Below are 22,021 nucleotides of genomic sequence, written 5' to 3' on the forward strand. Positions count from 1 at the left end.
CTGTTAATACAGTTTGATGCGTAGCTGAATAATGCAACATTTGGCAATATTTTTTTGTGGGATATGGAAAAAGCATCCCAAGATTGCGAGAATATATATAAATTAGGCAAAGTATTGCATATCCTTTTATGCTGTATCGACATGGCTTAACTAAAGAGAATGAGATGAAAATAACTGAAATTGAAATTTATCGATTAAGCATTCCTATGGAACCTTTTGTCATTGCGACAGGGACAATGGACTATGCGCAAAATACTTTTATACGTATATATACCGATGCCAATATATATGGTGTGGGCGAATGTTCTGCCTTTCCGATGATCGTAGGAGAAACACAAGATACTTGCTTAGTTCTGGCAAGAGATTTTGCAAAGATCTGGAAGGGGCGCGATCCCTTGGCCATAGAGGAGCGTTTGGCTGAATTGGATTTGTATATTGCCGGTAACAAAACGATCAAATCGGCTTTTGATATGGCCTTGTATGATTTGGCCGCCAAGCATGCTGGTCTACCGCTTTATCAGTTTCTAAAGGGAACGAAACGAGAGATTACGACAGATATCACTTTAGGAATTGCATCTCCGGAAGAGATGGCGCTGAAGGCAAAGCGTTTACAGGACGAAGGTGCGGTCATGTTTAAAGTTAAACTGGGGAAGGAGCCAAAAACGGATATTGCCCGTATTCGTGAAATACGTAAGGCTGTTGGATTCGAAATGCCTATTCGAGTTGATGCAAATCAAGGCTGGTCTTATGCGGGGGCAATAGAAGCTTTGCAGGGGCTGGAACCTTTTAAGATACAATTTTGTGAGCAACCAATGCGTACCTGGGATGACGAATATTTACCGCAATTGCGCACAGAAACTATTGTTCCCGTGATGGCGGATGAATCTGTTTATTCTCACCATGACGCAGAGCGCCTCTGTAAAGCTGATGCTTGCGATTATATCAATATTAAATTTTCGAAATCAGGAGGTATTCAAGAAGCCTTAAAAATTAATCATATTGCCGCGGAATACGGCATTACGTGTATGATCGGAGGGATGCTGGAATCTCGCTTGGCTTTGGCTGCTAAAGTACATTTCGCGTATGCTGCCCCGAATGTCAAGTTTTTTGATCTAGACACTTGTATGGTTGGCCATCTGGAGGATCCTGTTATCGGCGGTATTCAATATGACGGATACAAAATACATATCTCAGACCAAATTGGAATCGGCGCAGATATAGACCAAACTTTTTTAGATCAATGCGAGAAATGGATCATTTAAATTGGAAAAAAATTATGAATAGTATGAACTGGGGAATAGGGACACAAGAGATTATCGTCCTGATTATTATCGTTATCTTTTTGGTGGCGGCCTATTTGTTTTTCTCTAAGCTGTTGAAAAAGTAGGTTTTAATAGCTTTTTTTTGATTGAATATCTTCTGTAAACTTATTTTTCAGTTTTATAACTTATTTTGAAGTTGTAAAACTGAAAAATAAGTTATAGCTTTATGTTAGTATAAACAACGTATCAAATTATGGAAGAATTAACAAAAAGAGAAGAGGAAGTTATGCAGGTGATCTGGAAGCTCAACGAGGTCTTTGTCAAAGATATTATTGAGTATCTGGATCCAAGTAGTTCCATACCCTATAATACAATCTCCTCGATTGTAAGAATATTGGAAAAGAAAGGGTATGTAGGTTATAGGGCCTTCGGAAAGACTTATCAATATTATCCTTTGATTTCGAAGATGCAATACCGAAAGTTATCATTCTCAAGAGTGCTCGATCATTATTTTGATGATTCGGTCGAGAATTTACTGTCTTTTATGGTAAAAGAAAAGAAGCTTTCGGCAGAGGATATTCAGAAAATAGAACAACTCATCAAAAAACACGAAGATCATGAATAGCTTACTTTATTATTTATTAGAAGTTAACTGCAGTCTGGTAATTGGGGGAGTTCTTTATTTTCTGGTATTCAGACAGCTTTCATTTTTTCAATGGAACCGTTATTTTATCCTGGGTTTATGTTTGTTGAGTTTGCTTCTGCCGTTTGGAACGGTACGTTTGGGCGAACTATTTCTTTCGCCGACAAGTCCAGTGCTCGCTTTTGAACAATCGAACACAGTTGCTCATTCGATAGGAGCTTCGGGTGATCTCGTATCTGAAACAGAAATGGTCGATTCTTTCTGGCATTCCTTTTCGATTGGATATGGCATTGCTTATGGTTATCTGCTTGTATCTTTTATTTTGTTATGCCGATTTGCGTTACGCTATATCCGCTTAGGTCGTCGTATTGGACGCCTGAGTCAGTATCAATTTGAAGGATTTACGATGGTTGCTCCCTTTGGAAATTATGCAAATTGTTCAGTTCAGCATGTAATTGTTATGGAAGAAGATCAGCTTGATACGCCAGATGGAAAATTGATTTTTGAACATGAGAGCCAGCATATTGTTTTTAACCATCGCCGGGATAAATTGTTTATAGAAATTTTTCGTTGCCTTTTTTGGCTAAATCCATTTGTTTATCGGATGCGTAGACAGCTGTATTTGGTGCATGAGTATCAGGTTGACGAGGTGTTGGCCAATCGATATGGTAACGGCGGCTATGCTCGTTTTCTACTGACTTTAACACAGCAGTCCTGTCCTGCTGGATTGCAGAGCAGTTTATTTAACAATAGGCATGAGCTGGTTGAACGGGTTCAGGCCATGATGGCAAAACCTTCCTCCAAAAAGAAAAGATGGCAATACGTATTGACGGTTCCTTTGTTAGGCCTTTTACTGCTATTTTACTCTTTTATTAATCCACCGAAGAGCGTTTGGTTTTTCGCATCTTTAAATGGGAAAAAGAATCCGTCTAAAACGATCATCCTTGACCCTGGACACGGTGGGAAAGACACGGGGGGGATTTCATCTTTCGGATTGGAAGAAAAATCATTGACCTGGGAAACCTGTTTACTCTTGAAACAAGAGCTGGAGCGCACGGGGTACAAAGTAGTGATGTCAAGGGCTGCTGATGAATATAAATTACTTAGAGACCGATCGAACTTTGAGGGGGATTTATTGCTATCGATCCATTTCGACAATGTAAAGGACAAACAATCTCTTCCTATTCGAATATTATATCAATCGGGGGTTAATCATACGATGCTAGAAGAGCTTAACCGCAAATTTGCATTTAGTTTGGGACTAAGGTTGCAACAGAATGGACTGGCTGCGAGTGCTCCAGCGATAAATACAAAGCTAGCGATTTTACGTGGTGCTAAAATACCGGCGCTTCTCCTTGAGCTAGATAATATCAATGCCATTGATAAAAATGTGAAACCTGACTTTGTCAATAAACTAGCCCACGCTATAGATCAAAGTTTCGAACACTAAGCACTAATTTTTGTGTATATCATGAAGTTTAGGATACTCTTATGGTTATCCATGGCATTGCCATGTCTGTTATCGGCACAAATGGTTCCCAAAACTAAACAACAATTAACTGACAGTATGATGCTGGGAAAGGCTGGATCCGATTCAAGACGGATAGATACAGTGCTTGTAGAGGGGGCAAGGCCTCTCGAGCAGCAGCTTTTGGATCGGGTCCGTATTCGACCAGGCAGCAATCCCATTTTATTGAATGGAAATACTTTCGCTGTTTTAAATACCATTCCGAGTATAGAGGTAGACGAATTAGGCAATTTGTCGTTACAGGGAAAAACGGGCGTATTGATTACCATCAATGGCAAGCAGACCTATCTAACCGGAACTTCCTTGATCAGCTTTTTAAAATCTATACCAGCAAGCTCTTTAGAGAGCATTGATCTCATGACTATACCACCTGCGAAATGGAGTGCGGAAGGGGCTGGTGGAGTAATTGATATTCGTATAAAAAAGGATGTACTGAAAGGTCTAAAAGGAAATGTTTTTTTAGGAGCATCAAAAGGTAGGCTTTGGAAGTATAATAATGGTTTGAGCCTGCAGTATGGAATGAAGAGATGGACCTTAAACTCCAGTTTTTCCGTTTCACGCTCTTCGAATTATTTTGATGTTTACCGTAAGCGTGAACTTGCGTATAGTGAAAATGTTCATTATGTGATCGGACAGCTGAATAAGGAAACGAATAGCACGCATGAATTAAATGGTCGTCTGGGCATGAATTATCGGATCGACAAGCAGTCGTCTGTTGAACTGAGCTGGAATTATCTCCGCAATAATTATGAGGAGATAGGCGTCTATCAAAATGATTTTTCAGCCAATGGAACATTGAAGCAATCCACTGCTTCAACGAGTAACCTGAGAAATCCGCTGCATAGAAATAGTATAAATCTTCACTATGATTTTGCTGGGGAAAATAAGAATAAAGCGCTTCAGTTCGATTTTGATTATTTGCGTTACAGCAGTATTAGGAAACAGGACTTGAAGACAAGGACAGTACCTTTTTTTTCTGACCAGCAAGAGCAGCAGCAATTTTTGCGCTCAAATAACCCGTTCTCTGTCGATCTTTTTGGTATCAGGGGTGATTTTCAACGGAAACTTAGCGGATCCTTTTCTATGGAAGCAGGCTTTCAGGCGAGTCGGTCCCAACGTCAATCGTATGGACATTATCAAAAAGGGGAAAAAGAGTATGTAATGGTCGACGATGATAGCCTAGAAAATACTTTTAAACAAACCGAATACCTGGAAGCGATTTATACGGATTTTCAACTAAAACTTGCGCAATGGGAGATTAAATTAGGTGTACGGGCTGAATACGCACAATTTCAGACGAAAATTGACTACATAGATCGAAACACGAATGGGAGGAAGCAAATGTGCAATCTATTCCCGACAGTGTTTGGTATTTATCGAATAGCTGAAAATAGTGGTCAAGCGGTACAGTTCGCGTATGGGCGAAGAATATCACGGCCTAATTATCAAGATCTGAACCCTTCCATTTTCTTTTTCGATCCAAGCACAAGCTATCAGGGTAATGCACAGCTTTCCGCTCAATTGTCAGATAATATGGATCTTAAATATGTTCATGGTCAAAAATGGAATATTGGACTTTCTTTGATCAATCATCGGAATTATATCTCCATGGTCCATCAGCTTAGTGCGCAAAATTATACGCAAACCTATCAGAATATTGCCGGTGTTAAGAGTGCTGCTATCTCGATGAATATGGGAAAAGCCATTGTTAAAAATTTGATGCTCTATGGTTTTGGTCAGATTCAATATATACATTATAAAAATATACCAACAGATTTGAATGATCTTCTGATCAATCGGGGGATTTGGTCCTTTCAGGGTAATTTTATGATGCAGTTAAATTTACCTTATCAAATGACTGTAAATTGGACAAACTCATACCGAACTAATGTGCTTTATGCACAGACAGTCATAAAACCTTTATATGGAATGCATCTGGCGGTCAATAAGCAATTTTCGAATGCGTTAAGTCTTGCGCTGACAGCACGGGATCTGTTTCATAGCCGTGTTTTGAAACGAGAGATTTTGGGACAGGGATTCAACATTTATTCTAAAACAGTGGTCGATTCAAGAATTATTGGACTAAATTTTAACTATACATTTGGCCTTTATAAAAAGCAAAAGATCAAACAGACTTCGATTGAAGGAGAAGTGTCACGTTTATAATCGCAGCCTTGGAATACCATTTTTTTACATTTGTTAAAAAAATGTGGTCTATACGCGTTTTGAATCTCTATTGGGACGAAAATAGATTATATTCAGTACATTTGCGGTACTTATTATTTTATAAAAGTTAGAAAATATCATGAGTACTCAAAAAGGACCTATTTCTCAATTTATTGAGCATAATTACCGTCACTTTAACGCAGCTGCATTAGTAGATGCTGCAAAAGGTTACGAGGAACATCTATTGGATGGTGGAAAAATGTTGATCTCTTTGGGAGGTGCAATGTCTACTGCTGAATTGGGTGTTTCTTTGGCAGAAATGATCCGTCAAGATAAAGTACACTTTATTTCTTGTACTGGTGCTAATTTGGAAGAGGATGTGATGAACCTTGTGGCACACTCACACTACAAAAGAATCCCGAATTATAGAGATTTGACAGCTGAGCAAGAAAGAGAGTTATTGGATAATCACTATAATCGTGTTACAGATACTTGTATTCCGGAAGAGGAAGCTTTCCGTCGTTTGCAGAAACATCTTGAAGATGTTTGGCATGCTGCTGAGGCTAAAGGTGAGCGTTACTTACCACATGAGTTTCTTTATCAGGTTGTTAACTCTGGTGTGTTGGAGCAATATTATGAAATCGACCCAAAAGATTCTTGGATTGTTGCTGCTGCTGAGAAAAATTTACCAATTGTATGTCCAGGATGGGAAGATTCAACGACAGGTAATATCTTCGCTTCCAATGTGATCAAAGGTAAATTGAAAGCGAGTACTGTTAAATCTGGTATTGAGTACATGATTTATTTGACAGAGTGGTACCGTAACAACTCAGCAGGTAAAGGTGTTGGATTTTTCCAAATCGCAGGTGGTATTTCTGGTGACTTCCCAATCTGTGTAGTTCCGATGATGTATCAAGATCTTGAATGGGAAGAAGTACCTTTCTGGGCTTATTTCTGTCAAATTTCAGATTCAACAACTTCGTATGGTTCTTACTCTGGTGCTGTTCCAAACGAGAAAATCACTTGGGGCAAATTAGATATTGATACACCTAAATTTATCGTAGAATCTGACGCGACGATCGTTGCACCATTAATCTTCTCGTATATCTTAGGTCATTAATCTTTTTGACATATAGAAAGGAGCGATTCTTCGCTCCTTTTTCTTTTCTCTTTTTCTTCTTTATCTTTACTGTCTAATATTTCTTTTCCCGATGAGCAATCTTACAACAGATAATCCCGTTGCACTTCAGACCTTAATGGATGAAACAATCTTTGGAAATGGTTTTGATTTTCAAGCCAATCTGTCTGCACATCCTTTACAGGAGGAGAACAGTGTTCATGCACAAACAGCTGTTGTACAAGCATCATCGACAACGAAGGATACTTCGTATGTGGCAGTGGGGGTAGGTGCGGAGCAGGCCGCTGTGGCTATTGAGACCGGCAGGGACGGCGATACTGTTAACCATCTGGAGGTATTGGGTGGTGAATTTATATATCAAGGAAATAAGGATCAGGGAATACTTTTTATTTTACGCTACGAGCAATATCCCTACTTTTCTCCAGCTGCATTGGACGCTTTTGAAAAAACAATTGGTGCCTTGAAATTGACCAAAGAGACTGTTGCGGTTCTCAATTTGGCAAATTCCCATAACCCGAATGATTTTAAGCGCATTATGCAGTTTTTCCAACCGACTAAGATTATATTGTTGGGTGTGGAACCTGCATCTTTGAAACTTCCATTTATTGAACATAATTCCTATATGAAAGGCCGTATTGCAACGGTTTTTAATACGTTCAGTTTTGAAGAGATGTTTGTTGATGTGAATAAAAAGAAGCTGTTCTGGAATGAATTTAAAACTTTTATCGTATCATAATTTGTAAATGGGATTAACTTCCAACTTTTGCGACGGTTCTTGAATCTTTCTGCAGGTTAAGCCGAATAGGTAACATGTATGCAACACGAACGGATTCGCCTTTATATACCCTTGGGATCCATTTCTTCGATTTTTTGATGACAGCTATTCCCGCATCTCCAGTGCCAAATCCGAGGTCCTGAAAGATCCTAAAATCAGATAAACTACCATCCTTTTCAATAAAAAAGCCAATAAGGATTATGCCACTTGCACCAGCTTTTAAAGCTTTTGATGGACAATTATAATTATTTGAGATAAATTGCATTAACTTCCCTATTCCTTCAGAATAGGTCGGATCAATATTATAATTCGTAGAATCGTAACGTGATATAGTTCCATCGTTTTTGGTCATTTCGCCATATAACAGATTATCATCTTTATAGTATTCTTTGAATGTATGTGGGATAATATCAGTACTCTTTCCTTGCCATTCACCTTCACGCTTGTTATTAACTAAAGGGCCTTCCTCAAAATCATTTTTAAATCCGGTTTTAAAATGTATAATCCCATTCCCATTTTCAATTTTTCTTATTCCTAAAGAATCAAAATAGGCTAGATATTGTGTGGTACTATTATATTGCCAAGTTATGTTATTGGTTCCATTATTAAGTGTTATTAAGTGGATTTTTCCAGATGGATAATAATAGTAAGCCGTATCGATCAAATATCCTTTAGCATTAAATGTTTCTTTGCTTTTAGGCATGCCATCTGGGTAGTAGGTCTCTTTATGCCCGATATAATTATAGGGTGCCTTACCGGACAACGATATTCCGCTTGTTTTGACTTTATCATTGCTAACAAATTTTTCCAAAACAATATATTGCTGTTTACCATCTTTAAATTCGGGAGTAACTTTCCTTGAATAATAGGCTTTGTTCATATCTGTTGTATGATTTCCGGTTTCGTCCAAATAATATTGGGCGTTGGCCCTGCTAATTCCAAACAGCAATAAACATAATAATTGTAATAAGACTCTTTTCATAAATAAGATATTTAATATCCAGAAGTTATTTTAAAACTAAGCAAATCAAACGGGGGCAAGCCGTAGCTCACGCCCGCATGTAACATGTACTATTTAATCTTCTTTGCGATTAATTTTCCTAGCGATTTACCTGTCTTGGCATAACCTTCTGCCATTCTATCGTTGTTGTTTGCAACACCACCATAAGCACTTCCAGGAGCTTTTTCACTATTTATTTCCAGCAATACATGCGATGGATTTTCTGTTTCAACAAATTTAAGAACTGTACTCACTTTGGCTGCCTGTGCCATTACGCCAGCATACCAGCCTGGGTAAATCCATATGGATTGCACAATAAGTGTATATTTCGCATTTGGATTTTTGCTGCTTTCGATATTCACATTTCTGTTCAGTAAAGAGATGAATTTATTCTGAAAATCATTTGCTTTTGATTGTTCCCAATCGGATTTCCAGATTTCTCCTTCCATTTTTCCTTTGCTGTCGGAAATCTCCTTTACCCTTCTTTTGACATATTCTTCCTCTGTGATTTTCTCATTGTAAAACGTTAATGGGGTATAATCAAATTGAACATTTAGCTCTTTCTGATCTTGTAAAAAATTAAAATTTCCGGATAGAACTTTTAAGCTTTGTGCGATAGAAACCGCAGGGATAGCCATCAATACAAGTAGCATTAATTTAATTGCAACATTTAAACTTTTCATTTTTGTTAGTGGGTTAATAATGCGTAAATATAAATTAAAAATTCTTTTCTTACCAAATGTGTATTACGAAGTAATTTGAAGCCGGATCTGAATACGTGTTGTAATTTTTTATTAAGGAGTTGATGGAGTTTTTCGGGAGGGAGGTATAAATAGCATAGTGTCGTAAGTATTTCTTACTTTTGGATTTTACTTTATTTTCAAGAAGATGCTAGAACTAGTGTTTGCAACCAATAATGCCCATAAACTAGAAGAGGTCCAAGCGATCGTGGGGGATGCTTTTGTCATTAAAAGTTTAAACGATATTGACTGTCAGGATGATATTCCAGAGACGGGAGCGACCTTTGAAGAAAATGCCCAGCAGAAAACGGACTATTTGGTGAACAAATATGGTCTTTACTGTTTTGGAGATGATTCAGGCTTGGAAATTGATGCATTAAATGGCGAGCCTGGAGTTTATTCAGCACGTTATTCCGGATCGAGGGATATGGAAAAGAATATTGATCTTGTCCTGGAAAATTTAGGCGATAACCCCAATCGTACAGCGCGATTCAAAACAGTTATTTCATTATATTTGAATGAGCAACAGCACTTTTTTGAAGGAAGTATCGAGGGGAAAATTATTGAAGAACGTAAGGGTATTGATGGTTTTGGTTATGATCCCATTTTTATTCCGAATGGCTATGATAAAACTTTTGCGGAGATGACTGCCCTGGAAAAAAACAGCATAAGCCATCGCGCGATTGCTGTCGGTAAACTTGCTGAATACCTAAAAACAAAATAGGTTATATTAAGGAACTCATTTGAGTTGTAAAATAGAAATTTCCATTTATCTGAGGTAGGGAATGAGCACATCTGATAGGATCAGCAGATAGCCTTAAATACAAAAAAGCAGCGCAAAACAATTTGTTTTGCGCTGCTTTTTTATGCGACTCAGTATTGGCCGGTTATTTGGCTTTTACTTTTGTCTGTGTACTATCTTGTGCAGGTATTATCGTCGATTTATTAGTTGTTGAGTCGGACTTTGCAGCAACTTTGTCGGTTGCGGTCTTTACATTTGTTTTTGTAGCGTTGGCTTTAGTCGTTGTTTCAGATGGCTTGGCTGTTTTGGTGACAGCGCTTGATTTATTGTTTGTAGCGTCTACCTCTTTTTCTTTCTCGAGCGTTTCGTTAGCACCAGCTTTCTTGGTGACACCTTTTTGGGGGGTAGTTGTTTTATCGCCTTTCTTAATAGACTTCATTGTTCCAGATTCTTCACCTTCTGGTGCCGCTGGAACCGTAAATGACGCTTTTGAAAGATCCCTTTTTCGATTTAATAAATCATCTTTTGATTTAGGTCGATCTTCGGGGCGCCAAGTGAAATTCGGAAGAAACTCCTTGTCGGCCGTGACTTCAGCAATAGGATAGACTTTGCCATCCACTTTCCGAATAGATACATATTCCTTCAGCTTATTATCTTCCATCAAGATCTTGAAACGACTGCTTCGATCATGGATAAGCTCAGTAGTTACATTGGTCTTTTCATCAATATTGTAGAATATATTTTCAGCGTTGCCATCAACAAACAGACGTTCCATACGGTTATTGGTGAAAAAGCTGGTAATCTTCCGACCTTTAATCTGATTGAATTTCAATGAGTCACTTGTTGCGTTTACCATGAAAGCGTTACCGACAAGTAGTGAATTGTCCAATTTTTGATTCTTTACCTGTAGGAATATGGTATCTCCGGATATTTGTGAGTTTTCAGCCCACATCATTGGTTTCCCCATCAGTCTGAACATGGAATCTTGCATACCATAATACATAGAATCCGCTACTGCTTGCAAGTCCGATTTAAATAATCGGGCATTATAGTATGCCTTTATAATCCGTGTTTTGGCCGTATCCTGGGCGAGAGAATCCCGTTTACCCTGTTGGGCATTTTTTAAAGCTGCTCCCATCAGTTTATCGGATTCACCGCCTTTCGGGATGATCGCTTTTTTACGCAATACACTATCAGCCTTGAGATTTTTTTCAATTTCTATCTTGTTTTGATCACCGACAATAGCTGGTGTTTTCTTTGCTGCAATCGGTTTCTTATTTGTAAGTGTATCTTGTACTTTTTTAATGCTCTTTTCAAGAACCGGTTTGCTGCTGTCTTTTTTAGGCAAACTGTCTATTCCCTTGTGAAGGTCATCTTTTATGTTTTCTAATGTACCCGTGGAATCAACTGTTGTTGAGCTGGAATCCTGATCACCATAATCGACCTCATTGTCATCCTCAATAGCCCCACCTTCACGATTCAATTTAAAATCTCTTGCAATATAATCCCGGCGAAATATCATCTGTGAGAAGAGCGTGTCGGCTGTCATAAAAACAGAATCTACCTGTGAATCATCCTTAAGTGGCTTATTATTGCCGCTTTTGATATTTTTACCTGGATGTTCCTTTTCTTCTAGAGCAACTTGCGATGTAGTTTTATTTGATCTGAGGTCATCTTTGTGTTGTTCTTTTTCAATCTTCTTCAATTCTTTAGCTTCATTTTTTAGCTCTTTCTCCGATTTTTGTTGGACAGGAGACAAAGAAGATACAGAATCTTTTTGTGTTGAATCTTTTTTGACAACCGAAATGATCAGGGGTTTGTCTGTCATCGTAATGGATTCGTTTTTCCCGTTGTACAAACCAAATCCACCATAGGCGTAAAATTTGTCTAAGGTATCAACAAAGACCACATTTTTTACGGCTTTACCGATTCCCACTTGTCTATCGTAGAATAGGCTGTCTCCCTTAAGAAACTTTGTCCCTTCTGTGTAGAGGTTGTTTTTAGAGAAATAAGCCTGGCCCGTTGCCATATGGTATCGGCCTTTTTCAGTATACAGGTTTTCCCCTTTATTTCCCTTGATATTGGTAGGCCCATAGAAATCAGTAATGCGAGTATTACCATTATATTTCATGGAGTCCGTGTAGACTTTTACATTGGTTGATCGGACCACAACTTTTTGATTGAAATAAGATTCCCCTGTATTTTCGAAATAAGTAGCTCGCTGGCTTGTAATTGTATCACTTCCTGATAGAATACGCCCACCACTGTAATAATTACCGATTTTACTTCGCATATTATAGACAAGGTGATCGGTTGTCAGTATAGAGCCATTGGTGCTGACCATTCGTACAGCGCCCGTAAGTGTAGCGAGCTGCATGGCGGCTTCATAATGCAATTTATTGGAAAAAATCTGCGTACCGTCGGGTTGAGTAATGATTACATTTCCAAAGGCTTCAAAAAATTGTCTCCCAATGTTGTCTTTGTGTAAATAGCCACTATCTGATGATAGCGTTGAGCCTACATGTTCATAGACTGGGCGGTAAAAGAGGATATTGCCGTCTTTTCCAGTAATAATATGGGATGATGAAAGAAGCTTTAGTTCATCCTGTTTCTGCGCTTGGACCGACAAGCCAGTTAAAATAAATACAAAAAGTGTATAAATGTATTGTTTCACAAGGGCAAAAATATGGATTTTAATTGCTACTTCACTGGATTTCACAAATTTTAAGACTTGAATTTATCATTCGGACAAAATATACCGTAACTTTGTTATATGAATGTGCTGGAAAGACTAATGGGCTATATTGAAAAGGAGCATTTGTTGATGCCTCATGATAAAATATTGCTTACGGTAAGTGGAGGAAAGGACTCGATGTTAATGGCACATTTATTTGCAAAAGCAGGGTATACGATTGCTCTTGCACATTGCAATTTTCAATTAAGGGGAGCGGAATCAGAAGAGGATGAAGCTCTAGTCAGAAAATTTGCAGCGGAAAATAATGTGCCAATATACGTGAAGCACTTTGATACACAAGCTTACGCAAAGGACCATCAGATTTCGATTCAAATGGCGGCACGCGAACTTCGTTATGCTTGGTTTGAGAAATTGCGACATGAGCTGCAGTTCGACCGAATTGCAGTAGCTCAGCATCTGAACGATCATATCGAAACGGTACTCCTGAACCTTTCACGTGGAACCGGTCTCCAAGGCCTCCAGGGTATTTTCCCTATCAGAGAGCGCATCATCCGACCACTACTTTTTCTGAAGGCTAGCGAAATTGAACATTTCGTGAATATGTATGGGATTGCTTATCGAGACGATCAATCCAACTTTTCAACAAAATATGCACGTAATAAAATAAGGATTGATATCATCCCACATTTTAAAAAACTTCAGCCAGATTTTGAGATGGTCTTCGAGCAGAATATCAATCATTTTAAGGAATCTTACCAGCTGTTGCAGCAATTTGTGGAGCCCATTCGGAGAAAGCTGTTTTACCCTATTGACGAAGGATGGGGAGTTCGGAAGGAAGATCTGGAACCCTATATAGATAATCTGCCTTTGCTCTATGAGTTGTTTTCGGCTTTTAATTTCTCAAAGCCGGTACTAAGTGATCTTCAACAAGCTTGGTCAAGAGAGTCTGGACGTATTTTTCAATCCGATGCCTACCATATGCTCCTGGATAGAAATGAACTTTTTATTCGTGAAAAGGAATTTATTTCACCCGATGAGGCTTTAATCACTTCCGAAACTTCAACTGTGGAGTGGAAACACTATTGTTTTCATGCCAATGTTTCTGCGGATCTAGCTATTGTCAAAGCGAGTGAGGTTGCAAAGCTGGATTATGATGTATTAGTTTTCCCGCTCACGATTCGATCATGGAAAGTTGGCGATAGCTTCTATCCTTTAGGTATGGAAGGGCGCAAGAAGTTGAGTGATTTTTTTATCAATAAGAAGATCAGCTTATTTGAAAAGGAAAATATCCCGATCGTGGTGAATGGAAATGGAGATATCCTTTGGGTAGCCAATTATCGCATGGACAATCGTTATAAAATTACCGCCAATACAAAAAAAGTCCTTACTTTAGTTTGCAGAACTGATTAGCAAGAAAAATTGTTGCTGCTAAAAATCATGGAAGGATCCTGAATGATACAAAATCCATAGAAGCAAAAATGATACTAATGAGGAGTTCAAATAGTAAGAGACAATGGTGCGAAGTCTCCAAATTAATAGCTAAATCTTAAGTAAATGAAAGAAGGTGTACTCTATTCGGAAAATCAATATCTAGGTCGTGACCGTGTTTGGATCAGCGTGCGTTTAGTGCTCGTACTTTTTTGTTTTACGGCATTTTATTTGAATTTAGACCATTTGATATCGAGCCAATTGTTCTTTATTGTAGGAGTGGGGATTATCATCACATCTATTGTCATGATGTATATGGTATTATTTCGTACGGAAGTATTTCAAGACCATATACTTATTAGTGGACTATGGTCTACTCGAGTCGTCAAGATCGATCTTGCCTCCATTACAAAAATAGAAAAGGCGCCTTACAGTACATTCTTTTTCAATAATCCTGTTTATAATCTGCACACTAAAGGAAAGATTAAATTTTTCGCTGGAGGCAAAAATGCTGTTTTTTTAACGGATAAAGATGGTCTTACCTACGTGTTGGGTACACAGCGCCAGGAAGAGCTCTATCGAATTATTATGGAAACAAAAGCGCGATTAGGAAAGTCTTAAAATTTGTTAATAAATTCTTATCTGACATTTTAAAGACAACAGTTTATCGAGTTATTGGTTAAATTTGATAAAATAGCAACGGATTAACTATGGCATTTTTAAAATTTATACTTATTACATTCGCTGTTTACTTTGTAGTAAGATTTTTATTTAGATTATTTTTACCATTTGCAATGCGTAAAGCAGCTGAAAAGTTGATGAAAAAAGCGCAGCAGCAGGGTGGAGCATACGGTAGCCAAGGATCAGGCGGTACCTTTTATTATGAATTTAATGGTCAAGGGCAACAGGAAAATAAAAGGTCTCAGCCCGAAGGTAAGGTACATGTCGATTACATTCCACCGAAAGAAAGCCCTGAACGCAAAGGGACTGAAACCGCTGGTGAGTTTGTGGATTTTGAGGAAATAAAATAATTTTTAGCAATCCAAATAGCGTATCTTTGTGCTATGTGGCTGAAGCAACTTTCTGTTCTAAATTTCAAGAATTACTCGGAATCATCTTTGGAATTTCTCCCCGAGGTAAATGCGTTTACAGGGAATAATGGTGTTGGTAAAACCAATCTTTTGGATGCGATTCACTATTTATCACTCTGTAAAAGTTATTTCAATCCAATTGATTCGCAGCATATCAAATCAGGCAATGACTGGTTTATGGTACAGGGTGAATTTGATAAAGAATCCATTAGTGATTTCATTTCTTGTAGCCTTAAAAAGAATCAGAAAAAGCAATTTAAAAAAAATAAGAAGGATTACCCGCGACTGGCTGATCATATTGGCTTATTTCCTTTGGTCATGGTATCCCCAAACGATAGCATCATCGTCACAGATGGGAGTGAAGAGCGTAGAAAGTTTGTGGATAATGTGATTTCCCAAACAGATAATAAATATTTAGATACCCTGATTATTTATAATAAGTTTTTAGCCCAACGTAACAGTCTCCTTAAACAAGCACGTCAAACCAGTGTATTGGATCTTGGCCTAATCGAAATTCTCAATTTTCAACTTGAAGAAGTTGGAAATATTATTTTTCAAAAAAGAAGGTCTTTTATGGAGGAGTTTCAGCCGGAGTTTGACCGACACTATCAGTTCCTCACCGAGGATGCAGAGTCTGTTCAATTACACTATGAATCGCCTTTAATGACAGATTCTTTTCTAAATATTTTGGAGAAGAATTTGGAACGTGACCGTATGCTGGAACGCACAACGCAAGGAATACATAAAGATGATCTGATCTTTACCATTCACGGTGGAATGCCCTTAAAGAAGTTTGGTTCTCAGGGCCAACAAAAATCTTTTCTAATTGCCCTGAAGCTTGCACAATATTCTTATCTCCAGCAGAAAAAGGGTTTTAAGCCCCTACTTCTTTTGGATGACATCTTTGATAAACTTGATGATCGCCGTACACATAAATTGATGCAGATGGTTTCAGAAGATGATTTTGGACAGATTTTCCTGACAGATACGGATTCCGTGAGAATTCAGCGAATCTTTGACGAAATCAGCCGACCTGTTCGTATATTTGATATTGAAGGAGGACAAGTCAATGTATAAGAAGCAAACTAAAAAAAGCCTGGAATTCATTCGGTCAAGCGACGATATGACAATTAAGGAGGGGGTTGAGCGTCTTCTTGAGGCTTATAAACTACGAAGAAAATTTGATGAGACTTCGATCGCATCTGTTTGGCCTCAATTGATTGGTAAAGCTATCGCTAATCGCACACAGCAACTATATGTTCGTGATAAAAAATTGTTCGTACGTGTGGAGTCTGCTGTGATTAAGAATGAATTGGCGCTTATGCGAAGACAAATTTTAGGAAGGGTAAATGAATATGTAGGTCACGTCATTATTGAAGAAGTCGTGATTTTATAAAACCTCCTTTCATGTTAGATCAACTCTTTCAAGATTTTTTTCCTATTTCTGAGGCTAGTGCCTTAAAACTTTTCTCAAACTTCGAGCGTATTGAATTAAAACGAGGTGAATATCTGATCAAGGCGGGCGATTATTCTTCCAATCTGTTTGTGATAGAATCCGGATTAATCCGTCAATATGCTTGGTCAAAAAAAGGGGAGTTTACGCAATGGATAGGTACAAGGAATCATTTTGTGACAGATCTTGCTTCTTTCATTTTTGACAGGGCTTCCATATGGAATTTCCAATGCGTTAGCGATTGTACGGTATACCGTTTGTCAAAGTCCGATTACCAGCGAATGGAATCCGAAATTGTGGAATGGAATAAATTTGAGAAGGCTTTTTGGGCAAAATGCTTTTGTACCATGGAGCATCGAATCTCGGATTTTATTTGTCTAACAGCGGAAGAAAGATATGTCCAATACTTTGAACAACATAAATTATTATTCCAACAAGTTCCCCTTCAATATATCGCCTCCGTGTTGGGTATGAGCCCAGAAACCTTGAGTCGTATTCGAACAAAAATAAGTTCTTGATAAAAGTCAAGAGCGAGCTGCCTGTCTTTTTCTAGTTTTGTCCTGTAGCTGTTAACGAACAGCTTGCTTAATCGAACACGTAACCAAAATTTTGTGTATTTATACGGTTCATAATAAGCTTGGAATAGTTTGTTTGCAGTTGTAATAATTTTGAAATTAAGACGAAACTAGAATAGCATCACATACGCTTTATCGTTATTTGAACACAGGTGAAGAAGCCTGAGCTATTTTGTCGTTTCAGCGATAAAAAGTACAAAATGAAAAAGATTGAAACGAGTATTCTCATTGATGCGACAGCAGAAGAGGTTTGGCAGGTATTAAGTGAATTTAAGGCTTATTCCCAATGGAGCCCAACAATCAAGCAGTTTGAAAAACAACCGCTAGTCGGAAAACGCTGCAAAGTCCTTTTAGAACAACCAAACGGATTCAAGATCAAGATGAATCCAAAATTCCTGTCTATTGAACAGCATATCGAGCTGCGCTGGAAAGGAGATTTATTCTTTCCAGGTATTTTTGATGGCGAGCATTATTTTAGGTTGGAACAAGTGGGAGCTTCACAAGTTAGGTTTGTCCAAGGCGAATTTTTTTCTGGATTGTTGGTTCCTTTTCTGGGAAAACTACTGATAGAAACAAAGCGCGGATTTGAACTTTTCAACATAGCGATAAAAAGGCGAGTGGAGTATCGTTCTTAACTTTCCACAGCGATCTGTTAGTATAGTTTATTTATAAACACGATATTTAACGAATTTGTCGATGAATGTTATCTTATACACATTTTTATGTGTATAACCCCCTAGTTTTGCACATTTTGTTACTTTTTTGAATCTTTTCGGTTTGCATTATTAACAATTCGATGTTGATAAATGGCTACTTATGCACATTTTATGTTAATACCTATAGGTTGGCAATCTACTTATTAACATTTATTGTGTTAATAAGTGGATTGTTTTGTTGATAAGTATGGTGGTGGGAGTAGTTTATGCACAAATTACCAACAATGCTGCTGGCGGGAATTTTGCAAATAGGTTAATAAGGGGAGTTTCTATTGAAAGTTGGTTTTTATAGGAATTGCTCCAAATCACCTTTTCCTTCACGAATAACATCAAAAGTTCCTTCGGTAACATCGACCACGGTAGATGCGACATTATCGCCATAACCGCCATCTATAACAGCATCAACTAGATCTTCGTATTTTTCATGAATTAATTCGGGATCAGTAGAATATTCAATAATTTCATCTTCATCGTGAATGGAGGCTGTCACAATAGGGTTGCCTAATTGTTTGACAATTTCACGAACAATATTATTGTCTGGAACACGGATACCCACAGTCTTCTTTTTGGAACTTAGGAGCTTAGGTACTTTAGTTGTTGCATTAAAAATAAAAGTAAAAGGTCCGGGTAATGCTTTTTTTAATACCCGAAAAACGGAGGTATCGAAGGATTTTGTGTATTGCGAAATATCTGTTAAATCATAGCATATAAATGATAGATTAGCCTTTTCTGGTTTTAGCCCTCTAATTTCACATACTCGTTCTATGGCTTTTTGTTGCGTGATATCACAGCCAATACCATATACGGTGTCGGTAGGGTAGATGATTACACCACCACGTCGAAGAATATCAACCGCCTGTTCTATTGCCTTGGGGTTGGGATTGTCGTTATATATCTTAATTAGCATTTTCTATTTTTGTTAAGTACCTGAATTGGGTTTAATCTTAGTCCCTGTTTTAGGATGTCAATAGGGCGATGGTTATTATCTGCATTCAGATACGCTATATCTAAAAGAACAACAGCCAAAATATTTTGTTTTGGCTGTTGTTCTTTATATTAAAATTCTGCGTTTTTCGGCGTACGTGGGAATGGAATGACGTCGCGGATATTGGTCATTCCTGTCGTGAATAAAACGAGGCGTTCAAAACCTACGCCAAATCCAGAATGCGGTACCGATCCAAAACGGCGTGTATCCAAGAACCACTCCATTTCTTCTGCGGGAATACCAACTTCAGCCATACGATCAAGTAAACGATCAAGATTTTCTTCACGTTGCGAACCACCGACCATTTCACCAATACCTGGGAAAAGAATATCCATGGCACGTACGGTGTTTCTTCCTTGCGCATCCGGCTCATTTTGCTTCATATAGAAGGACTTGATTTCGCGTGGATAGTCTGTTAAGATAACAGGTTTCTTGAAGTGTTTTTCAACCAAATAGCGTTCGTGTTCCGATTGTAAATCAGCACCCCAATCATCAATTAAATATTTGAATTGTTTCTTTTGGTTTGGTTTGCTACGCTTTAATATTTCAACAGCATCGGTATAGGTAACGCGTTCAAAATCGTTTGTTAATACGAAGTTTAATTTCTCTATAAGATTTAATTCTGAGCGTTCTGCAGCAGGCTTAGATTTCTCTTCCTCCAACAAACGATTGGTTAAGAACTCAATTTCTTCTGGGCAGGTTTCCAAGGCATATTTAATCACATATTTCAGCAAAGCTTCGGCCAAGTCCATATTGTCCTCTAATTCATAGAAAGCCATTTCGGGTTCGATCATCCAAAATTCGGCTAAGTGGCGTGTTGTATTTGAGTTTTCCGCTCTAAATGTCGGACCGAACGTATAGATGTTTCCAAATGCCATGGCACCAAGCTCACCTTCCAATTGGCCCGATACCGTAAGGTTCGTCGATTTTCCAAAGAAGTCTTCCTTGAAATCGATATCTCCATTTTCTTTGCGTGGCGGGTTTTTTAAATCTAGGGTTGTAACCTGAAACATTTCTCCAGCACCTTCCGCATCCGAACCTGTGATAATTGGTGTATGCATGTAGACAAAGTCGTTTTCCTGAAAAAACTTGTGTACCGCAAATGCTAAAGCATTACGCACTTTGAATACAGCATTGAATGTTCCGGTACGGAAACGCAAATGCGCAATTTCACGTAAAAATTCTAAGCTATGCTTTTTGGGTTGTAATGGATATTTTTCGGGGTCAGAGTCGCCAATAATACTTACTTCAGTAGCTTTTACCTCAACTTTTTGCCCTTTACCCAATGATTCTATCAATTGACCTTTTACGCGAACTGCGGCTCCAGTGGTGATACGTTTTAAGATATCTTCAGGTGTATTTTCAAAATCGACAACTGCTTGAATATTATTGATTGACGAACCGTCATTGATTGCTATAAACTGATTGTTGCGGAAAGTTCTTACCCAACCTTTAACAACGACCTCTTTGCCAAATTCTGTGGCATTCAATAGTTCCTTTATTCTTGTGTGTTCCATCTTAATTTTTGGAGATTGACTTGTAAAAGATGCTTTGTTAAAAAAGCAATACAAAAATAAGCTATTCTGTTGGTTTATTGGTTATAAATGTTGATTTAATTCACTTAAAGATGGTTCGTTAACCTGCATAAGGAAAATATATTTTGAAATAAAGACAGGTGAAAACTCAAACATTGGGAAATGGCACACAGCTCGTTTTGCTATGGAATATAGGTTTGCTAAGAAGAGAACTTTTTGTTTGTGTGGCGAACGATACGAAGATTAGAAACAAAAAACGCGGACTAGTTATAGTCCGCGTTTTTGTTATGATGATTAAAGGAATTATCCTTTCAATACTTTCGTTACTAATTCAGCAGCTTCTTTCAATAAGATTGCAGAATAAACTTGTAAACCGGACTCATCAATTAATTTTTTCGCTTCTTCAGCATTCGTACCTTGAAGGCGAACGATGATTGGAACAGGGATGTTACCGATTTCGCTGTAAGCGTCAATTACACCTTGAGCAACACGGTCACAACGAACAATACCACCGAAGATATTAATTAAGATCGCTTTTACGTTAGGGTCCTTTAAAATGATATTGAAACCAGCTTTTACAGTTTCAGCATTTGCAGTACCACCTACGTCCAAGAAATTTGCAGGTTCACCACCAGCTAATTTGATGATATCCATTGTAGCCATTGCTAAACCAGCACCATTTACCATACAACCTACGTTACCATCTAATTTAACGTAGTTTAGGTTTGATTCACCAGCTTCAACTTCCGTTGGATCTTCCTCAGTTACGTCACGCATAGCAGCGTAATCTGGGTGACGATATAAAGCATTCTCATCAAGATTTACTTTCGCATCAACTGCTAAGATCTTGTCGTCTGAAGTTTTTAATACCGGATTGATCTCAAACATAGAAGAGTCTGTAGAATCGTATGCTTTGTAAAGAGCGGCAACAAATTTCACCATTTCTTTGTGTGCAGCACCAGAAAGACCAAGATTGAAAGCAATTTTACGTGCTTGGAATCCTTGTAAGCCTACTTTTGGATCGATTTCTTCTTTGAAAATCAAGTGTGGTGTTTTTTCCGCAACTTCTTCGATGTCCATACCACCTTCTGTAGAGTACATAACGATGTTACGTCCCTTAGCACGGTCTAATAATACAGACATGTAGAATTCTTTTGTTTCGCTCTCGCCAGGATAATAAACGTCTTGAGCTACCAAAACTTTGTTTACTTTTTTACCTTCAGGTCCAGTTTGAGGCGTTACTAATTGCATGCCAATGATGTCAGTTGCTCTTTGTTTGACTTCATCTAAGTTCTTAGCTAACTTGACACCACCACCTTTACCACGGCCACCAGCGTGAATTTGAGCTTTAACAACAACCCAATCAGAGTTGTAGTCTTCTTTCATTTTTTTGGCCGCTTCCACAGCTTGCTCTGGAGTATCTGCTACGATACCTTCCTGTACGCGCACACCAAAGCTCTTTAGTATTTGCTTTCCTTGATATTCGTGAATGTTCATTTGCAAAAATATTTGGCGTAAAAATATAATTTTTTGGGGGATAAGACAAGGG

The 22,021-nt window shown here is 38.1% G+C and carries 20 protein-coding genes; 14 read left to right on the plus strand and 6 right to left on the minus strand.

Features of this window, described 5'->3' with window-relative positions; all coding sequences use genetic code 11:
- The first annotated feature begins 164 nt into the window (after positions 1-164).
- The 6 genes from K2F45_RS04075 (at position 165) to K2F45_RS04100 (ending at position 7,473) form a co-directional block, all read left to right on the plus strand.
- Positions 165-1,262, plus strand: a complete 1,098-nt coding sequence (locus tag K2F45_RS04075) for a mandelate racemase/muconate lactonizing enzyme family protein (RefSeq protein ID WP_075991068.1) — start codon at positions 165-167, stop codon at positions 1,260-1,262.
- Positions 1,263-1,515: 253 nt separating this feature from the next.
- Positions 1,516-1,887 carry a BlaI/MecI/CopY family transcriptional regulator gene (locus K2F45_RS04080; protein ID WP_075991069.1) on the plus strand — a complete coding sequence of 124 codons (372 nt, stop codon included), beginning with the start codon at positions 1,516-1,518 and terminating at the stop codon, positions 1,885-1,887.
- The gene (locus K2F45_RS04085) at positions 1,880-3,355 is read left to right on the plus strand and encodes an N-acetylmuramoyl-L-alanine amidase (RefSeq protein ID WP_075991070.1); all 1,476 of its coding nucleotides are present in this window, start codon (positions 1,880-1,882) and stop codon (positions 3,353-3,355) included. The genes K2F45_RS04080 and K2F45_RS04085 overlap by 8 nt, the downstream gene beginning before the upstream one ends.
- Before the next feature lie 21 nt (positions 3,356-3,376).
- Positions 3,377-5,599, plus strand: a complete 2,223-nt coding sequence (locus K2F45_RS04090; protein ID WP_083663484.1) for an outer membrane beta-barrel protein — start codon at positions 3,377-3,379, stop codon at positions 5,597-5,599.
- A 139-nt stretch (positions 5,600-5,738) separates the two neighbouring features.
- On the plus strand, positions 5,739-6,719 hold the full coding sequence (locus K2F45_RS04095) for a deoxyhypusine synthase family protein (protein ID WP_046674101.1): 981 nt from the start codon (positions 5,739-5,741) through the stop codon (positions 6,717-6,719).
- 91 nt (positions 6,720-6,810) lie between these two features.
- Positions 6,811-7,473, plus strand: a complete 663-nt coding sequence (locus K2F45_RS04100; RefSeq protein ID WP_237241975.1) for a hypothetical protein — start codon at positions 6,811-6,813, stop codon at positions 7,471-7,473.
- A gap of 13 nt (positions 7,474-7,486) precedes the next feature.
- On the opposite strand, the gene K2F45_RS04105 is transcribed toward K2F45_RS04100, so the two are convergent.
- Both K2F45_RS04105 and K2F45_RS04110 read right to left on the minus strand, forming a co-directional pair.
- The gene (locus K2F45_RS04105; protein ID WP_248933026.1) at positions 7,487-8,494 is read right to left on the minus strand and encodes an energy transducer TonB; all 1,008 of its coding nucleotides are present in this window, start codon (positions 8,492-8,494) and stop codon (positions 7,487-7,489) included.
- An 89-nt stretch (positions 8,495-8,583) separates the two neighbouring features.
- Positions 8,584-9,195 (minus strand): hypothetical protein, encoded by a 612-nt coding sequence (locus tag K2F45_RS04110; protein WP_075991073.1) that lies wholly within the window; start codon positions 9,193-9,195, stop codon positions 8,584-8,586.
- A 205-nt stretch (positions 9,196-9,400) separates the two neighbouring features.
- Here K2F45_RS04110 and K2F45_RS04115 point away from each other — a divergent pair, with 205 nt between their 5' ends.
- Positions 9,401-9,976: a non-canonical purine NTP diphosphatase gene (locus K2F45_RS04115; protein ID WP_075991074.1), complete on the plus strand. Its 576-nt coding sequence runs from the start codon at positions 9,401-9,403 to the stop codon at positions 9,974-9,976.
- A gap of 163 nt (positions 9,977-10,139) precedes the next feature.
- On the opposite strand, the gene K2F45_RS04120 is transcribed toward K2F45_RS04115, so the two are convergent.
- Positions 10,140-12,668 (minus strand): OstA-like protein, encoded by a 2,529-nt coding sequence (locus K2F45_RS04120; RefSeq protein WP_248933027.1) that lies wholly within the window; start codon positions 12,666-12,668, stop codon positions 10,140-10,142.
- A gap of 99 nt (positions 12,669-12,767) precedes the next feature.
- On the opposite strand from K2F45_RS04120, the gene tilS reads away from it, so the two are divergent.
- The 7 genes from tilS to K2F45_RS04155 all read left to right on the plus strand — a co-directional run bounded on the left by tilS (position 12,768) and on the right by K2F45_RS04155 (position 17,871).
- Positions 12,768-14,099 (plus strand): tRNA lysidine(34) synthetase TilS, encoded by a 1,332-nt coding sequence (gene tilS / locus K2F45_RS04125; RefSeq protein ID WP_075991076.1) that lies wholly within the window; start codon positions 12,768-12,770, stop codon positions 14,097-14,099.
- A gap of 144 nt (positions 14,100-14,243) precedes the next feature.
- Positions 14,244-14,738, plus strand: a complete 495-nt coding sequence (locus tag K2F45_RS04130; RefSeq protein WP_120333501.1) for a hypothetical protein — start codon at positions 14,244-14,246, stop codon at positions 14,736-14,738.
- A gap of 89 nt (positions 14,739-14,827) precedes the next feature.
- On the plus strand, positions 14,828-15,148 hold the full coding sequence (locus K2F45_RS04135) for a DUF4834 family protein (protein ID WP_075991077.1): 321 nt from the start codon (positions 14,828-14,830) through the stop codon (positions 15,146-15,148).
- Positions 15,149-15,181: 33 nt separating this feature from the next.
- Positions 15,182-16,285 (plus strand): DNA replication/repair protein RecF, encoded by a 1,104-nt coding sequence (recF, locus tag K2F45_RS04140; RefSeq protein ID WP_075991078.1) that lies wholly within the window; start codon positions 15,182-15,184, stop codon positions 16,283-16,285.
- Positions 16,278-16,604 carry a DciA family protein gene (locus K2F45_RS04145; RefSeq protein WP_070560660.1) on the plus strand — a complete coding sequence of 109 codons (327 nt, stop codon included), beginning with the start codon at positions 16,278-16,280 and terminating at the stop codon, positions 16,602-16,604. The genes recF and K2F45_RS04145 overlap by 8 nt, the downstream gene beginning before the upstream one ends.
- An 11-nt stretch (positions 16,605-16,615) precedes the next feature.
- The gene (locus K2F45_RS04150) at positions 16,616-17,179 is read left to right on the plus strand and encodes a Crp/Fnr family transcriptional regulator (RefSeq protein WP_075991079.1); all 564 of its coding nucleotides are present in this window, start codon (positions 16,616-16,618) and stop codon (positions 17,177-17,179) included.
- A gap of 257 nt (positions 17,180-17,436) precedes the next feature.
- Complete coding sequence (locus tag K2F45_RS04155) at positions 17,437-17,871, plus strand: SRPBCC domain-containing protein (RefSeq protein WP_075991080.1); 435 nt, start codon at positions 17,437-17,439, stop codon at positions 17,869-17,871.
- Positions 17,872-18,238: 367 nt separating this feature from the next.
- On the opposite strand, the gene K2F45_RS04160 is transcribed toward K2F45_RS04155, so the two are convergent.
- The 3 genes from K2F45_RS04160 to sucC form a co-directional block, all read right to left on the minus strand.
- Entirely contained in the window at positions 18,239-18,859 is a 621-nt protein-coding gene (locus K2F45_RS04160; RefSeq protein WP_075991081.1) for an L-threonylcarbamoyladenylate synthase, read from the minus strand.
- Between the two features lie 149 nt (positions 18,860-19,008).
- A complete protein-coding gene (gene asnS, locus K2F45_RS04165; RefSeq protein WP_075991082.1) occupies positions 19,009-20,454 on the minus strand; it encodes an asparagine--tRNA ligase in 1,446 nt (481 codons plus the stop codon).
- 321 nt (positions 20,455-20,775) lie between these two features.
- A complete protein-coding gene (gene sucC, locus K2F45_RS04170) occupies positions 20,776-21,969 on the minus strand; it encodes an ADP-forming succinate--CoA ligase subunit beta (protein ID WP_046674091.1) in 1,194 nt (397 codons plus the stop codon).
- Positions 21,970-22,021 lie beyond the last annotated feature (52 nt).

It is taken from the genome of Sphingobacterium siyangense (genome assembly GCF_023277505.1).
Lineage (GTDB): Bacteria > Bacteroidota > Bacteroidia > Sphingobacteriales > Sphingobacteriaceae > Sphingobacterium > Sphingobacterium siyangense.

Excerpts from the sequence above, each read along its gene's own strand:
- K2F45_RS04085 (WP_075991070.1), top strand. The coding sequence starts at position 1,880 with ATGAATAGCTTACTTTATTATTTATTAGAAGTTAACTGCAGTCTGGTA.
- recF (WP_075991078.1), top strand. The coding sequence starts at position 15,182 with ATGTGGCTGAAGCAACTTTCTGTTCTAAATTTCAAGAATTACTCGGAA.
- K2F45_RS04155 (WP_075991080.1), top strand. The coding sequence starts at position 17,437 with ATGAAAAAGATTGAAACGAGTATTCTCATTGATGCGACAGCAGAAGAG.
- tilS (WP_075991076.1), top strand. The coding sequence starts at position 12,768 with ATGAATGTGCTGGAAAGACTAATGGGCTATATTGAAAAGGAGCATTTG.
- K2F45_RS04160 (WP_075991081.1), bottom strand. The coding sequence starts at position 18,859 with ATGCTAATTAAGATATATAACGACAATCCCAACCCCAAGGCAATAGAA.
- sucC (WP_046674091.1), bottom strand. The coding sequence starts at position 21,969 with ATGAACATTCACGAATATCAAGGAAAGCAAATACTAAAGAGCTTTGGT.
- K2F45_RS04135 (WP_075991077.1), top strand. The coding sequence starts at position 14,828 with ATGGCATTTTTAAAATTTATACTTATTACATTCGCTGTTTACTTTGTA.
- K2F45_RS04110 (WP_075991073.1), bottom strand. The coding sequence starts at position 9,195 with ATGAAAAGTTTAAATGTTGCAATTAAATTAATGCTACTTGTATTGATG.
- K2F45_RS04075 (WP_075991068.1), top strand. The coding sequence starts at position 165 with ATGAAAATAACTGAAATTGAAATTTATCGATTAAGCATTCCTATGGAA.
- K2F45_RS04105 (WP_248933026.1), bottom strand. The coding sequence starts at position 8,494 with ATGAAAAGAGTCTTATTACAATTATTATGTTTATTGCTGTTTGGAATT.
- K2F45_RS04100 (WP_237241975.1), top strand. The coding sequence starts at position 6,811 with ATGAGCAATCTTACAACAGATAATCCCGTTGCACTTCAGACCTTAATG.
- K2F45_RS04130 (WP_120333501.1), top strand. The coding sequence starts at position 14,244 with ATGAAAGAAGGTGTACTCTATTCGGAAAATCAATATCTAGGTCGTGAC.
- K2F45_RS04150 (WP_075991079.1), top strand. The coding sequence starts at position 16,616 with ATGTTAGATCAACTCTTTCAAGATTTTTTTCCTATTTCTGAGGCTAGT.
- K2F45_RS04145 (WP_070560660.1), top strand. The coding sequence starts at position 16,278 with ATGTATAAGAAGCAAACTAAAAAAAGCCTGGAATTCATTCGGTCAAGC.
- K2F45_RS04080 (WP_075991069.1), top strand. The coding sequence starts at position 1,516 with ATGGAAGAATTAACAAAAAGAGAAGAGGAAGTTATGCAGGTGATCTGG.
- K2F45_RS04115 (WP_075991074.1), top strand. The coding sequence starts at position 9,401 with ATGCTAGAACTAGTGTTTGCAACCAATAATGCCCATAAACTAGAAGAG.
- K2F45_RS04090 (WP_083663484.1), top strand. The coding sequence starts at position 3,377 with ATGAAGTTTAGGATACTCTTATGGTTATCCATGGCATTGCCATGTCTG.
- K2F45_RS04095 (WP_046674101.1), top strand. The coding sequence starts at position 5,739 with ATGAGTACTCAAAAAGGACCTATTTCTCAATTTATTGAGCATAATTAC.
- asnS (WP_075991082.1), bottom strand. The coding sequence starts at position 20,454 with ATGGAACACACAAGAATAAAGGAACTATTGAATGCCACAGAATTTGGC.